The sequence below is a fragment of the Streptomyces sp. WM6372 genome (genome assembly GCF_001279655.1).
In the GTDB taxonomy this organism is placed as follows: domain Bacteria; phylum Actinomycetota; class Actinomycetes; order Streptomycetales; family Streptomycetaceae; genus Streptomyces.
This window is the reverse complement of the sequence record NZ_LGDB01000138.1, coordinates 42,431-56,684: the sequence shown is the minus strand read 5'-3', so window position 1 is coordinate 56,684 and position 14,254 is coordinate 42,431. Positions and strand designations below refer to the sequence as shown.

Genomic DNA, 14,254 nt, shown 5'->3' with positions numbered 1-14,254 from the left:
CCGGCTCCGACGGCCGACCCGGAGGTCAGGTTACGACATCACACCAACGGCTCCCCGCCGGTGCCTTGACGCTTCCCGCGGTCCCACCTACCGTCTGGCTGAAACGATTCAGATCGTGGGAGGTACTCCGGTGGCCGACCGATCCGCGGTGAAGGACGCCCTTCGGGCCCAGCGCATCGAGACGCCCTCGTGGGGCTACGGGAACTCGGGAACCCGCTTCAAAGTCTTCGCCCAACCCGGCGTGCCGCGCGACCCGTTCGAGAAGCTCGCCGACGCGGCCCAGGTGCACGCCGCCACCGGCGTCGCCGCGAAGGTCTCGCTGCACATTCCCTGGGACCGGGTCGAGGACTATGGCGCGCTGTCCGCCCACGCCCGCGAGCTCGGGCTGGAGATCGGGGCGATCAACGCGAACGTCTTCCAGGACGAGGACTACAAGCTCGGCTCCGTCACCCATCCGGACCCGCGGGTGCGCCGCAAGGCTCTCGACCACCTGCTGGAATGCGTCGACATCATGGACGCCACCGGCTCGCGCGACCTCAAGCTGTGGTTCTCCGACGGCACCAACTACCCGGGTCAGGACGACATTTCGGCCCGTCAGCAACGCCTGTCCGACGCCCTGTCAGAGGTGTACGGGCGGCTCGGCGACGACCAGCGGATCCTGCTGGAGTACAAGCTGTTCGAGCCCGCATTCTACACCACGGACGTCCCGGACTGGGGCACCGCGTACGCGCACTGCCTGCGGCTCGGGCCCAGGGCCGCGGTCGTCGTCGACACCGGCCACCACGCCCCCGGCACCAACATCGAGTTCATCGTCGCGTTCCTGCTGCGCGAGGGGAAGCTCGGCGGCTTCGACTTCAACTCCCGCTTCTACGCGGACGACGACCTGATGGTCGGCGCCGCCGATCCGTTCCAGCTGTTCCGGATCCTGCACGAGGTCACCGGGAACGGCGGCTTCGCCCCCGAGGCCGGCGTCGCGTTCATGCTCGACCAGTGTCACAACATCGAGGCGAAGATCCCTGCGATCATCCGCTCGGTGATGAACGTCCAGGAGGCCACGGCCAAGGCCCTGTTGGTCGACCGCCCGGCCCTGACGGCCGCTCAGAACGCGGGCGACGTACTCGGCGCCAACGAGGTGCTGATGGACGCCTACGCCACCGACGTCCGTCCGCTGCTGGCCGAGGTCCGCGCCGAGGCCGGGCGAGACCCGAACCCGGTCGCGGCCTACCGGGCCGGCGGCTGGGCCGAGAAGATCGTCGCCGAGCGGGTCGGCGGCGCCCCGGCCGGATGGGGGGCTTGACCCGTCCGCCACGCGAGCCGGCCGCACCACCTCGTACCCACGGGCCGGCCCGCACCCTCCTCGCGCACCCCTACGAGAGCGCCACCGCCACCCGACAAGGAAGCTGCTCCCGCCATGGCCCAGCACCCCGTCGTCGCCGCCCTCCTCGCCCGCTCCCACCGGCTCGGATCGGATCCGCGCAACACCAACTACGCCGGCGGCAACACCTCTGCCAAGGGCGCAGCCACCGACCCCGTCACCGGGCAGCCCGTCGACCTGATGTGGGTGAAGGGCTCCGGCGGCGACCTCGGCACCCTCGCCGAGGCGGGGCTGGCCGTGCTGCGACTGGACCGCCTGCGCGCCCTCGCCGACACCTACCCGGGCGTGGAACGGGAGGACGAGACGGTCGCCGCGTTCGAGTACTGCCTGCACGGCAAGGGCGGCGCGGCTCCGTCCATCGACACCGCCATGCACGGTCTGGTCGACGCCGCGCACGTCGACCACCTGCACCCCGACTCCGGCATCGCGCTCGCCACCGCCGCCGACGGCGAAAGGCTCACCGCCGCCTGCTTCGGCGACGCCGTGCCGTGGCTGCCCTGGCGCCGTCCCGGCTTCCAACTCGGCCTGGACATCGCCGAGATCCATCGGACCCACCCGCAGGCCGTCGGCTGCGTCCTCGGCGGTCACGGCATCACCGCCTGGGGCGCCACCAGCGAGGAGTGCGAGGCCAACGCCCTGCACATCATCCGCACCGCTGAGGCCTTCCTGGCCCGCCACGGCAAGGCCGAGCCGTTCGGCCCACAGCTCGACGGCTACCAAGCCCTGCCAGAGGCCGAACGCCGCCGGCGCGCCGCCTCGCTCGCCCCCGTCATCCGCGGTCTGGCCTCCACCGACCTCCCGCAGGTCGGCCACTTCACCGACGCCGCGCCCGTGTTGGACTTCCTCGCCCGCGCCGAGCATCCCCGCCTGGCCGCCCTCGGCACCTCCTGCCCCGACCACTTCCTGCGCACCAAGGTCGCCCCGCTGGTACTCGACCTGCCCGCCACCGCGCCCCTGGACGAGACGATCGCCCGCCTGCGGGAGCTGCACACCGACTATCGGGCCGGCTACCGGGCCTACTACGAGCGGTACGCCACCGCGGACTCGCCCCCCATGCGCGGCGCCGACCCGGCGATCGTCCTCGTCCCGGGCGTCGGCATGTTCTCCTTCGGCAGGGACAAGCAGACCGCCCGCGTGGCCGGCGAGTTCTACCTCAATGCGATCAACGTGATGCGCGGCGCGGAGGCGGTCTCCGGCTACGCCCCGATCGAGGAGCGCGAGAAGTTCGCCATCGAGTACTGGGCACTGGAAGAGGCGAAGCTGCGGCGGATGCCCGCGCCCACACCGCTGGACACCCGCGTCGCCCTGGTCACCGGCGCCGGCTCCGGCATCGGCAAGGCCATCGCGCAGCGCCTGGCCGCCGAGGGCGCCTGCGTCGTCGTCGCCGACGTCAACGCCGCCACCGCCCGGGCTGTGGCCGACGAACTCGGCGGCCCGGACCGGGCCGTGGCCGTCACCGTCGACGTCACCTCCGAGGAGCAGATCGCCGAGGCGTTCCGCACCGCGGTCCTCGCCTTCGGCGGTGTCGACCTGGTGGTCAACAACGCGGGCATCTCCATCTCCAAGCCGCTGCTGGAGACCACCGCCGATGACTGGGACCGGCAGCACGCCATCATGGCCCGCGGCTCCTTCCTCGTCTCCCGGGAGGCCGCCCGCACCATGATCCGGCAGGGCCTGGGCGGCGACCTCGTCTACATCGCCTCGAAGAACGCCGTCTTCGCCGGCCCCAACAACATCGCGTACTCCGCCACCAAGGCCGACCAGGCCCACCAAGTCCGGCTACTCGCCGCCGAGTTGGGTGAACACGGAATCCGCGTCAACGGCGTCAACCCGGACGGCGTGGTCCGCGGCTCGGGCATCTTCGCCGGCGGCTGGGGCGCCCAGCGCGCCGCCACCTACGGCATCGCGGAGGAGCAGCTCGGCGCGTTCTACGCCCAGCGCACCCTCCTCAAGCGCGAGGTGCTGCCCGAGCACGTCGCCGCCGCCGTCTTCGCCCTCACCGGCGGAGACCTCACCCACACCACCGGCCTCCACATCCCCGTCGACGCCGGCGTTGCCGCGGCCTTCCTGCGCTGAGGCGGCCGTGACGCCCCGCACCCCGCACACCCCGGCCGCCTTCGCCGCGGCGGACCTCGGCGCCACCAGCGGACGGGTGCTCGTCGGCCGGGTCGGCCGTGACCGCCTCGACCTCACCGAGACCCACCGCTTCGACAACACTCCCGTCCGACTCCCGGACGGGTTGCACTGGAACGCCCTCGGCCTGTACCAAGGCGTCCTGGACGGCTTCCGCGAGGCCGCCGCGCGCTGGGACCTCGCCTCCGTCGGCATCGACAGCTGGGCCGTCGACTACGGGCTCCTCGACGCCGACGGAGCGCTCCTCGGCAACCCGTTCCACTACCGCGACCCGCGCGGCGCCGCCGCCGTCCAGGCCGTCTGGTGCCGCCTCCCGGCCCGTGAGCTGTACCGGATCACCGGCCTTCAGCATCTGCCGTTCAACACGATCTTCCAGCTCGCCGCCGAGAAGCACCTCGACCGCGCCCGCACCCTGCTCCTGCTGCCCGACCTGATCACCCACTGGCTCACCGGCACCGTCGGCGCAGAGGTCACCAACGCCTCCACCACGGGCCTGTACGACGCCCGCACCGGCTCCTGGTCCGCCCCGGTCCTCGCCGCGCTCAACCTGGACCCTGCCCTCCTGCCCGCACTGCGCCGCCCCGGCGACCACGCCGGCACCGTTCTTTCGCACGTCGCCGCCGCCACCGGCCTGCGCCCCGATACGCCCGTAGTCGCGGTCGCCTCCCACGACACCGCCTCCGCGGTCGCCGCCGTCCCCGCCGGCACCGAGGACTTCGCCTACATCTCCTGCGGCACCTGGTCGCTCGCCGGCCTCGAACTCGACGCGCCCGTCCTCACCAACGCCTCGCGCGCCGCCAACTTCACCAACGAACTCGGTATCGACGGCACGGTCCGCTACCTGCGCAACGTCATGGGCCTCTGGCTGCTCAGCGAGAGCCAGCGCACCTGGCGCGCCCGTGGCGAGGGGCACCACCTGCCCGAGCTGCTCGAACGCGCCGCCGCCGCCCGCCCGTTCGCGGCGCTCGTCGACCCCGGCGCCCCCGAGTTCCTCGCCCCCGGCGACCTGCCGGCCCGCCTCGCCGAGCACTGCGCCCGCACCGGCCAGCACCTGCCCGAGGACCAGGGCGCCGTCGTCCGCTGCATCCTGGAGAGCCTGGCCCTGGCGCACCGGCACACCCTGTTTCAGGCAGCTCATTTGACCGGCCGCGCGATCCGCGCCGTGCATCTCGTCGGCGGCGGCAGCCGCAACGCCCTGCTGTGCCGGCTCACCGCCGACGCCACCGGCCTGCCCGTCATCGCCGGCCCCGCCGAGGCCACCGCCATCGGCAACATCCTCGTCCAGGCCCGCACCCACGGCCTGGTCGAGGACCGCGGCGCCATGCGTCGCCTGGTCGCCCGCACCCAGCGCCTGCGGCGCTACGAGCCCGCCGGAGACATCCGCGCGTGGGACGCCGCCGCCGCCCGTGTGGGGCTCGCCTGACCTGAGACGCCCGGCATGGACGCGGTGTCACTTCCCGTCATGCAGACTGTGACGATCAGTCAAATATCGTTCAAGTGCGCATGGTTGTGGATCGTAAATTCTGGAAATACTCCATTTACCGAAGGGCGACGTGCTGGCCGTTAGGTGGCCGGGTGCGCATATTCCCGATGCGATCGCGCGACCAGCGGCTGCCCTTCGTGTCATCCCGACCTCGCTGTCATTGCCGTGAGCTGCCCGCATGCCGTCACCAGGACTCCGAACGGCGAGGCCCCGCGTCGACCGAAAGTCGCGCCGCAAAACAATTGCGGGCGGCCCGAACAGGTTGAGAGGAAAGGCCTGTTCGGCTTTCGAAGCCATTTCTCAGAGTTCGGAGGGTTTCCATGCGCACGCGTCGCCGCAGATCCCTGCGTCTCCTGGTGTGCCTGGCACTGTCACTGTCCGCAGTGCCGCTGGCCGTCCTCGCCGCGCCTCAGGCCGGCGCTGCCGACGGGCCGACCGTGTGGATCCTGGACGCCACCGACCGGCCCTTCACCTCGACCACCCCGCCGGGCTGGGCGCCGACCGGGATCGAGCTGTACGCGGCCCGCAACGCCTACGAGGGGGCGCAGATCCTGGTGCGGTCCGGTTCGGCGCAGGCCGGGGTGTCCGTCACCTCCGGGGCGCTGACCGGCCCCGGCGGCGCGGTCATTCCCGCCGCGAACATCACCACGCGCTACGAGTACAACCACCCGAACATCCAGAAGGTCGGCAACGTCCAGAACCCGCCCGACGGTGGGATCGCCTACTACGACGCGCTGATGAACAACAGTCCGCAGTCGGTGGCGGCGAACACCACGTACGCCTCCTACTACCAGGTCTACGTGCCGGCCGGTCAGGCGCCGGGCGCCTACACCGGCAGCGCCACGGTGAACAGCAGCCTGGGCGCCGTCACGGTGCCGGTGTCGGTGACCGTGTACAGCGCCACGATCCCGCCGACCTCGCAGTCCACGTTCAAGATGAACAACTGGTTCTCCTCGGCGGGCTGGGACTACGCGGGCACCGAGGCGTCGATCCCGAACGAGTACGGCGTGCAGATGTACGACGCCAACTGGTGGACCGTCGAGGCCAACATCGCGGCGAACATGGCGCGGCACCGGAACAACGTGATCTACGCCGACGCGGTGGCCCTGCTGATCCCGGACACCACCGTCGACGCCGCGGGCCACTTCACCTTCGGCTGGTCCACCTTCGACCGGTTCGTCAACCTCTTCGTCAGTGCCGGGGCCATGCAGTACCTCTACACCCCGACCCTGCTGGAGCCGCCCGCCTCCGGTCCGTACCTCGACACCCTGGTGCCGGCCAACGGCGTCAGCGGCGCGGTCAAGCATGCGCTCTGCCGGCCCGACTCCGCTCCGGCCAATGGCTGCCCGGACACCAACAACTGGTTGAACCAGTTCTTCCCGGCGCTGAAGGCGCACCTGGATGCCAAGGGCTGGACGAACAACTTCTACATGAGCGCCCTGGACGAGCCCACCACCACGCAGCAGGCCACGGCTGCCAACTGGCTCTACACCCTCTACGAGCAGTACTTCCCGAACCCGCGTACCAACGAGGCGCAGCTGACCACCTTCACCGGGGACGCGGCTCATCTGTCGACGCAGACCCCGCTCTCGTCGACCTACGACGCGAACGTCGCGCTCTATCAGAGCTACCGGATCAGCGGGAAGGACCTGTGGCTGTACAGCTGCATCCTCCCGCAGGGCTCGTACATGAACCGCTTCACCAGCAACTACCTCAGCGGGACCAGGCTCCTCCCCTGGCTGACCTGGAAGATCGGCGGCGACGGCTACCTGCACTGGGGCTGGAACTACTGGCACGACGGCTTCAGCGAGCCGTACCCGGCCGCCGACACCTTCAACACCTCGCAGAACGGCGACCACTGGCTGGTCTATCCGAACAAGGCCGCCTACGGCATCTACGACAGCCTCCGCAGCGAAGCTCAGACCGCGGGCCTTCAGGACTTCGAACTGCTGCAGCAGCTGGCCGCGGTCAAGCCGCAGGCGGCGCGCACCCTGGCCGAGACGGTGATCACCAACCCGACGGCGTACGACACCTCCGGGTGGAACGTCGAGGGCCGGCACAAGCAGCTCCTCGACGAACTGGCCGCGGCCTCCGGTGACCTGGCACTGCCGTTCACGGACGACTTCAGCGGCGGCGACCACTTCTGGACCCACACCCGGGGAACCTGGTCGACCAGCGGCGCCCAGTACACGCAGTCCGACGCGTCGGCGAACTGGGGGGACGTCTCCTACCTGCGCGGCCGGGGCTACACCGACGTCTCGGTCGGCGTGGACCTGCAGATCACCGGAGTGAACTCGTACGGCGGGAGCACCAACTGGGCCGGTCTTATGGTGCGTTCGGCCAACGGCACGGACCTGGACTCCGGCTACCTGATCGCCCAGCGGGACAACGGCCAGGTGTTCGTCTACCGCAGCGGCACAACGATCGGCTCGGCGTCCGTGCCCGGCTACGTGTCGGGTCAGCGCACCCGCCTGCGCGTAGTGGCGCGCGGGAACGCACTGACGGTGTACTCCGGGACCGGGCAGGCACCGGTGCTGACCGTCACCGACGCGGCGTTCACCGCAGGCGACGTGGGTCTGGTCACCGGCGGCGCCAGCGCGAACTTCTGGAACGCCCGGATCATGCCGACCTCTCTCGCCCCGGCCGAAAGTGCCGCCGCCACCGCCTCCAGCTCGTACGAGGCCGACGGCTGGGGTATCCGCTCGGCGGTCGACGGGCAGCGGCCGTCGGCGCCGAACGCTGCGGGGTGGAGCAGTTCCGGCAGTATCGCCACCAACCACACCGAGTGGGTGCGGCTGGACCTGGGCTCGACCCGGCCGGTGAGCCGGGTGGACCTCTACCCGCGCAGCGACGGGGCCAACGCCGGTCAGGGCTTCCCGGTCGACTTCACCATCCAGACCTCCACCGACGGCACGAACTGGACCACGGTCAGCACCCGGACCGGGTACGCGAGGCCCGGCGCCACGGCACAGACCTTCCCGTTCGCGACGGTCAGCGCGCGCTACGTGAAGGTGACGGGAACCAACCTGAGCACAGATCAGTTCGGTAATTTCCGCATGCAGTTCGCGGAGGTCGAGGCTGTCGGCGGAGATCTGGCAGCGGGCGGCACGGCGACCACCTCCAGCTCGGTCGAGTATCCCAGCGAGGGCTGGCTGACCGCCAACCTCACCAACGGGGCCCATCACACCGACCTGTGGAACTCCTCGGGCTGGAGCAGCGCCGGGGCCGGCTCCCCGAACACCACGCAGTGGGCGCGGGTGGACCTCGGCGGCCCGTCACGGATCAGCCAGGTCACGTTGTACCCCCGCGACGACATCCCGAACACCGGGCGCGGCTTCCCGTCGGCCTTCACCGTCCAGCTCTCGACCGACGGCACGAACTGGACCACCGTGGTGTCGAGGAGCTCGTACCCGCGCCCCGGAGCCGGTGGCCTTTCCTTCGCCTTCGCCGCCACCACCGCCCGGTACGTGAAGGTCACCGGCACCACGCTCACCGCGGACCAGTTCGGCGTGTACTACATGCAGCTGGCGGGGATCGGTGTCTCATGACGAAGCACCGGATCTGCTTCCTGCTCCAGGTGAAGGCCGAACTCGGTGACGAGTACCGCGAGCGCCACGCCCAGGTGTGGCCGGAGATGCTCGATGCCCTCCGGGCCACCGGCTGGACCAACTACTCCCTGTTCCTGCGCCCGGACGGCCTGCTCGTCGGCTACCTGGAGACCGAGGACTTCGATCGTGCCCGCGAGGCGATGTCCGCCACCGAGGTCAATGCCCGCTGGCAGGCCGAGATGTCCCGCTACTTCGAGTACCTGGACGGCACGCCGGCTGACCAGGCGATGACACCGCTGACGGAGGTGTTCCACCTGGACTGACCGTCCCGAGAGGAGGCATGGGACGCATTGTCCGGCCCGGCGTTGTGCGGATGAGGCACAGTGAGCAGTTGGCGGGGCTGGCAGTCCCGCCGGACTTTGACGTTGTGCCTGGTCAACGGCTTGTGCGTGGGCTGGGCCTGGGCCAACCATCAGCGCGTCCACCAGTACACCGGGGACATCACCGAGTCGTGGGGCGGCAAGCGGATCTCGATCGACCAGGATTTCCTGGACGTTCAACTCGGCACTCCGGTGGTGTCGAAGTCGGCGCGGGCGGGTGCGTATCGGCCTTCCGGCCCGACGCTGGAACGGTGACGGCACCGATGAGGTCGGCGTCTACCGCGGTGTCATCTCCGAATTCTCCGGTGTGGCGAAGGACTCGGACACCGTCATCTACCGGGCCCGCTTCGGCAACCCCGGCGACATCCCCATCACCGGCCAGTGGCGATGACCGACCATCAGGGCTGACAGGTCGTGTTGAGGCCGCCATCATCCGAGCCCGTCGTAGGGGCGGGCTCGGCCTTGCCTCTGCCCGGCTCCTTCGGAGTCCGAAGGAGCCGGCGGCCCAGAGCATCGGGGCTTCCGTTCTCTCACAACAGGGGGTTGGAGTGGAGGAACGACATCCAGAAGGCGGTCGTGAACGGCAGTGCGTCCCAACGCTCCATCCCTTCGCGGACGATCTCCTCCATGTCAGCCCAGTCGTGGGGACTCGGACGCTCCTCCGGCCCGGGCCGCTCCACCTGGAACTTGTAGACGAGGTAGGCGAGCGAGGAGACGTCCTGGTGGATCTGCTCGTACTCAATCTCGGAATCGGGGTCGCAGGCCCAGACCGTCCCGTCGCCGACGTGCACGAACACGACCGACTGGAAGAGCACGCCCAGCGGCTGCAGTCTTCCGTGCGGGGTATCGACGGCTTCAGCGGACAAGCCGGTGTCGAAGGCTGTCTCCGGGCTCGCCGGATCCCGGTCCGCCAGTTCCTCGAGCATGCGGAACAGCCCGTTGGAGTGCGGGATCCCGACGTCGGTCACGAAGCGCGCCCCGCCACCGACCGGCCAGATCCGCGCCGCCACGTCGGGCCGGAACCTCAGCAGATCGCCGGGCGCTGCCCGTTCCACGACCACGGGCCAGTCGATTTTCACCTGCACCAGTTGTTCATCCTTCGTGTCCGTCCGACGGAGGGCACATTCCACGGCAACAGCCTTGGCGGTCAACCGGCTGGATCAGTCTCTCCCGGATCCGGGATCCGGGATCCCGGACTGTCCGGTCAGGAGGGGAGCAGGTGCCGCAGGTGGGCTTGGGCGTGACGGATCCAGCGGTGTTCGCAGGTGAAGCCGAGCAGGGCCCGCATCACCGCGGATCTGTTCGGGATGCGTGGGCGCAGCGGCATCAGCCTGGTGGGTGATGGCCGCGGTGCACATCACCAGGGCACTGTGCCGGCGTCGTCGAAGAACCGTCCGGTGGGGCCGTCGTCGGGCAGGGTCGCGAGTTTGATGGCGATCGCCGCGCCCTGTTCGGGGGTGCGCACGCCGCGGAAGCCGTTGAGGTCGGTGGCGACGTAGCCGGGGCAGCCGGTGTTGATCAGGATGTTCGTGCCGCTCAGCTCCCGGGCGTATTGGAGGGTGACGGCGTTCAGGAACGTCTTCGACGGCGCGTACGCCGCGGACACCGGACCTGCCGTCTGCTCGGCGGCGGGTCCTGACTGCCGGGTGAGGGAGCCGACGCTGCTGGACATGTTCACGATCCGTGGTGCGGCGGAGCGGCGCAGCAGCGGCAGCATCGCGTTGGTGACGCGGATGACGCCGATCACGTTGGTGTCCACGACCGTGTGGATGGTGGCGGGGTCGATCCGGGTGGGCTCCTGTGGCATGTCGCCTGCGATGGCGGCGTTGTTGACGAGCACGTCGAGGCGTCCGGCCTGTTCCTCGATCAGCCGTGCGGCGGCGGTCGCGCTCGCGTCGTCGGTCACGTCCAGCGGTACGGCGAACGCGTCGATGCCGGCGGCGCGCAGTTTCTCCACCGCGGCGCTTCGGCGCTGCTCGTCCCGGGCGCCGACGCCGACGCTCCAGCCGAGGGTGCCCAGGCCTGCGGCGATCTCGTAGCCGATTCCCTTGTTCGCGCCGGTGACCAGCGCGATCGTCCGTTCAGTCATAGGGACGATGTTGCCTTCGGGTCTCGGCGTGGGTCCAAGACCGATCGGGTGCGCATCGATACCGTCAGGGTATTGATCCGGGATAGCGTGGCCGGATGGAGACCCGGGAACTGCGGTATTTCGTCGCTGTCGCTGAAGAGCTGCACTTCGGGCGTGCCGCGCAGCGGCTCGGGATCGCGCAGCCACCGTTGTCACGGGCGATCCAGCGGCTCGAACGCCGGCTCGGGGCAGCGCTGTTGGACCGGACCAGTCGCGCTGTCACGCTGACCGAAGCCGGCTCGGTGCTGTTGGTCGAGGGCCGGGCGGCTCTCGACGCGGTCGAGGCCGCCGAGCGTCGGACCCGCCGCGCCGCCCTTTCCGTGACCGGCCGCCCCGGCCTGGCCCTGGTCACGAAGGCCAACGCCTCCAGGGAGCTGCTGGCGAGACTGCTCGACGCGTACGCCGCCGAACCCGGCGCGGTCCCCGTCGACGTCATCCTGTGCGGTCCGGCCGAGCAGGAACGACTCCTGCGCGAGGGCCGGGCCGACGTGGCGCTGCTGCACCGGCCGTTCGACTCGACGGCCGGATTCCACACCGAAGAGCTCAGCACGGAGAGTCAGGTCGTGGTCCTGCCGGCCGGGCATCCGCTCACCGCCCGGGCCCATGTGCACATGGCCGACATCACCGGGCTGCCGGGCCTGCCCCTGCCACGCTGGCCCGACCCCGACGGCACCTACCCGCCCGGCCCCGGCCCGCAGGTACGCGACCATGCGCAGTTGTTGCAGCTCGTCGCGCTCGGCCGTGCCTGTGCGGTCTCACCGGAGTCGTGCCGAGCCCAACTGCACGGTGACCTCGCCGCCGTGCCCGTACTGGACGCGCCGACCGTCACCACCGTGATCGCCTGGCCACCGCACAGCCGGTCCAGAGCCGTCGCCGACCTCATCCGGACTGCGACACGTCTCCAGTAGCTCCCACCCGCCCGGCCAGGCTCCACCCATCGTGGCCCGGCTCAGGCGGCAGATCGCGGTGGGTGTGCCGTGCGCCGCTTCGACTGCGGTCAGCAGCCGTTCGTGAACCGGCGCGGCGGCAGGCGCGCGATCAAGGTCCCGGGGGACGGTCCGGGCGCGGAAGGGGTGGGAAGACTCCCACGACCGAGATCGTAGGACGACCGCATCACCGGGCCGTCCCGCCCTGCGGGCACGTCGGGTGAACCCGGCCGCACACCGGTATCTCCTCTTGTGTGGATGCCGCTCACGGTCGCTCGCCACCGGGGCGTCGCCATCCGCCCGAAATTCATTGGCACCGTGCTCCCGTGGGCGGTTAGCGTGCTCCCGCCCGCAGTCACCCCTGACAAGGACATGCCGTTGTACACCAAGTGAGCCTCCGAGCGCTGAACCTTCGCGTGTCGCACCTGTGCGCCGCGCTCCCTTTCGCTGCGGTCTTCTCACTGAAACCGGTGTATCTCCATGTCCAGAACCTGGGTGGTCGTTCCCACCTGCCTGCCGATCGTTCTCCGCCGTTGCCGCGGGTGCCCCTCCGGGCACTTCCGGGCGCACGGCACGTTCCGCGTCAACGCGCACCACAAGCTCCTCGACCTGAGCACCTTGGGTCGAAGCGACCGGCCGGCCTGGCAGTCGCCGTACGGTCCGCCGTCGGACCGGGTGCACCGCGGCCGGTGGGCCCCCGTGCCGGGGGTGGCAAATCCTCGTTCCTCCTTGCCGCGCGAATACCTGTGCGGCCGATGCGACTGATCGCCGAAGGGTTCGGCTGTGCGCCGGCCGAGGACGGCAGGCCGCTCACCGCGGGGACTCCCGTGTCGACGGTCCGCCTGAACGGTTAGCTGTCGGGCGCTTCACCTTTACGTTCAAGGGCCGAGTCCTTCCGATGCGGGGCCTGTCCGGCGGTATCCGATCCGCTGGGCAGGCCCTGAGAACTCGAATCTGCCGGCGGCGGCTTGTCTCTCTGCGCTGACAGCATCGGCACGCAACGATTCGTCAGCTGCCGCAAACGCTGCCGGTGGTCAGCAATCCAGTCGTCCGGAGGAACGAGCGGCGCCCTCAGGGTGACCATGGATTTCCGACTTGGCTCTACGACCACCTCGGGACCGCCGCGCTCGCCAGAGAGCTGGATGAGGACGGACGGACCGGCACTCATCTCCGCCCGCCCGTGGCAGGCGGCGTGGCCGGGTCTCGCCTTCGTTCACAAGGACTCGCGCAGTGTCGACGAGGGCAACCATGGTCAGTACCGGGGCGAGCACTTGTCTGATCGCGGCAGCTTCTAGGATCTGCGCATGGCAACAAGACTCGTGCAGATCAATATGAAGGCCCAGGACGACTCCGTGCTCGGCCGGTTCTGGGCGGAGGCACTCGGATGGGGCGTCGAGAGCGAGGGACCCGGCGTGACCAACCTCGAACCCGTGGGTTTCGCCTACCCCGACCCCACGGCCGTCTGCATCGACCTCATCTCCCGCCCGGAACCCAAAACCGTGAAGAACCGGGTGCACCTTGATCTGGCCACCACCTCGACCGCCCATCAGGCGGCTTTGGTCGCGCGCTTGAAGGATCTCGGCGCGACGCTCGCCGACGTGGGGCAGGGCGGCGACGTCCCCTGGACGGTCATGGCCGACCCGGAAGGCAACGAGTTCTGCGTCCTGGAACCCCGCCCGATCTACAAGGACACCGGGCCGATCGCCGCGGTGGTGGTCGACTGCGCCGACCCACGAGGGATGGCCCGGTTCTGGGACCAGGCGATGGACTGGACGCTGCACGAGGTCACCGACGACCAGGCGACCATGCGCTCCGCCCAAGGCGTCGGCCCCTACCTGGAGTTCCTCCGCACCCCCGACACCAAGAGCGTGTGGAACCGCGTCCACCTCGACGTCTCCCCCTACCCCGGTGACGACCCGGAAGCAGAAGAAGCCCGCCTGCGCGCCTTGGGCGCCACCGACCCCGGTATCGACCAGTCCGCGATCTCCTGGACGGTCTTGGCCGACCCGGAAGGCAACGAGTTCTGCCTCCTCAGTCCTCGCTGACCTCGAGCAGCGGCTCCGGCCGGTTTCCGGTCAGCGGCGAAGACCGCGTGGCGGTGGCTCGTGCTGCCGGAGACGGGGATGATGCCCCCGGTGATCCGGCACGCGTCATCGCACGCCAGGAAGGCCACGAGCGTGCTGTAGCCGTCGGCGGTCCGCCGGGCGCGAGACGGACTTCGCCCGCACGGTCGTCCTCGGCGACGACCCGGACCGGCGTCGGCTCGTCGAAGACATGGCCA

11 protein-coding genes are annotated in these 14,254 nt (G+C 70.1%); 8 read left to right on the top strand and 3 right to left on the bottom strand.

Features of this window, described 5'->3' with window-relative positions; genetic code table 11:
• Positions 1-130 precede the first annotated feature (130 nt).
• From rhaI to ADK52_RS42265, 6 genes are all read left to right on the top strand, one after another.
• Complete coding sequence (gene rhaI, locus ADK52_RS12050; RefSeq protein ID WP_053689764.1) at positions 131-1,297, top strand: L-rhamnose isomerase; 1,167 nt, start codon at positions 131-133, stop codon at positions 1,295-1,297.
• 114 nt (positions 1,298-1,411) lie between these two features.
• Entirely contained in the window at positions 1,412-3,451 is a 2,040-nt protein-coding gene (locus ADK52_RS12045) for a bifunctional rhamnulose-1-phosphate aldolase/short-chain dehydrogenase (RefSeq protein ID WP_053689763.1), read from the top strand.
• A 7-nt stretch (positions 3,452-3,458) separates the two neighbouring features.
• Positions 3,459-4,931, top strand: coding sequence for a rhamnulokinase (locus tag ADK52_RS12040; RefSeq protein WP_053689762.1), 1,473 nt, complete (start codon positions 3,459-3,461; stop codon positions 4,929-4,931).
• Between the two features lie 380 nt (positions 4,932-5,311).
• Complete coding sequence (locus ADK52_RS12035; RefSeq protein WP_078988262.1) at positions 5,312-8,539, top strand: discoidin domain-containing protein; 3,228 nt, start codon at positions 5,312-5,314, stop codon at positions 8,537-8,539.
• A complete protein-coding gene (locus ADK52_RS12030; RefSeq protein WP_053689760.1) occupies positions 8,536-8,862 on the top strand; it encodes an L-rhamnose mutarotase in 327 nt (108 codons plus the stop codon). Before ADK52_RS12035 ends, ADK52_RS12030 begins: the two co-directional genes overlap by 4 nt.
• A gap of 274 nt (positions 8,863-9,136) precedes the next feature.
• The gene (locus tag ADK52_RS42265) at positions 9,137-9,310 is read left to right on the top strand and encodes a hypothetical protein (RefSeq protein ID WP_159045911.1); all 174 of its coding nucleotides are present in this window, start codon (positions 9,137-9,139) and stop codon (positions 9,308-9,310) included.
• A 139-nt stretch (positions 9,311-9,449) separates the two neighbouring features.
• On the opposite strand, the gene ADK52_RS12020 is transcribed toward ADK52_RS42265, so the two are convergent.
• Positions 9,450-10,070, bottom strand: coding sequence for an SUKH-4 family immunity protein (locus ADK52_RS12020; protein WP_078988261.1), 621 nt, complete (start codon positions 10,068-10,070; stop codon positions 9,450-9,452).
• A 206-nt stretch (positions 10,071-10,276) separates the two neighbouring features.
• Positions 10,277-11,008 carry an SDR family oxidoreductase gene (locus ADK52_RS12015; RefSeq protein WP_053689757.1) on the bottom strand — a complete coding sequence of 244 codons (732 nt, stop codon included), beginning with the start codon at positions 11,006-11,008 and terminating at the stop codon, positions 10,277-10,279.
• A 95-nt stretch (positions 11,009-11,103) separates the two neighbouring features.
• Here ADK52_RS12015 and ADK52_RS12010 point away from each other — a divergent pair, with 95 nt between their 5' ends.
• Entirely contained in the window at positions 11,104-11,955 is an 852-nt protein-coding gene (locus tag ADK52_RS12010; RefSeq protein ID WP_053689756.1) for a LysR family transcriptional regulator, read from the top strand.
• An 868-nt stretch (positions 11,956-12,823) separates the two neighbouring features.
• Here the strand turns inward: ADK52_RS12010 and ADK52_RS44985 are convergent.
• A complete protein-coding gene (locus ADK52_RS44985) occupies positions 12,824-13,141 on the bottom strand; it encodes a DUF5959 family protein (RefSeq protein WP_420714849.1) in 318 nt (105 codons plus the stop codon).
• Positions 13,142-13,277: 136 nt separating this feature from the next.
• Here ADK52_RS44985 and ADK52_RS12005 point away from each other — a divergent pair, with 136 nt between their 5' ends.
• Positions 13,278-14,018 (top strand): VOC family protein, encoded by a 741-nt coding sequence (locus tag ADK52_RS12005; RefSeq protein ID WP_053689755.1) that lies wholly within the window; start codon positions 13,278-13,280, stop codon positions 14,016-14,018.
• The last annotated feature ends 236 nt before the right edge of the window (positions 14,019-14,254 follow it).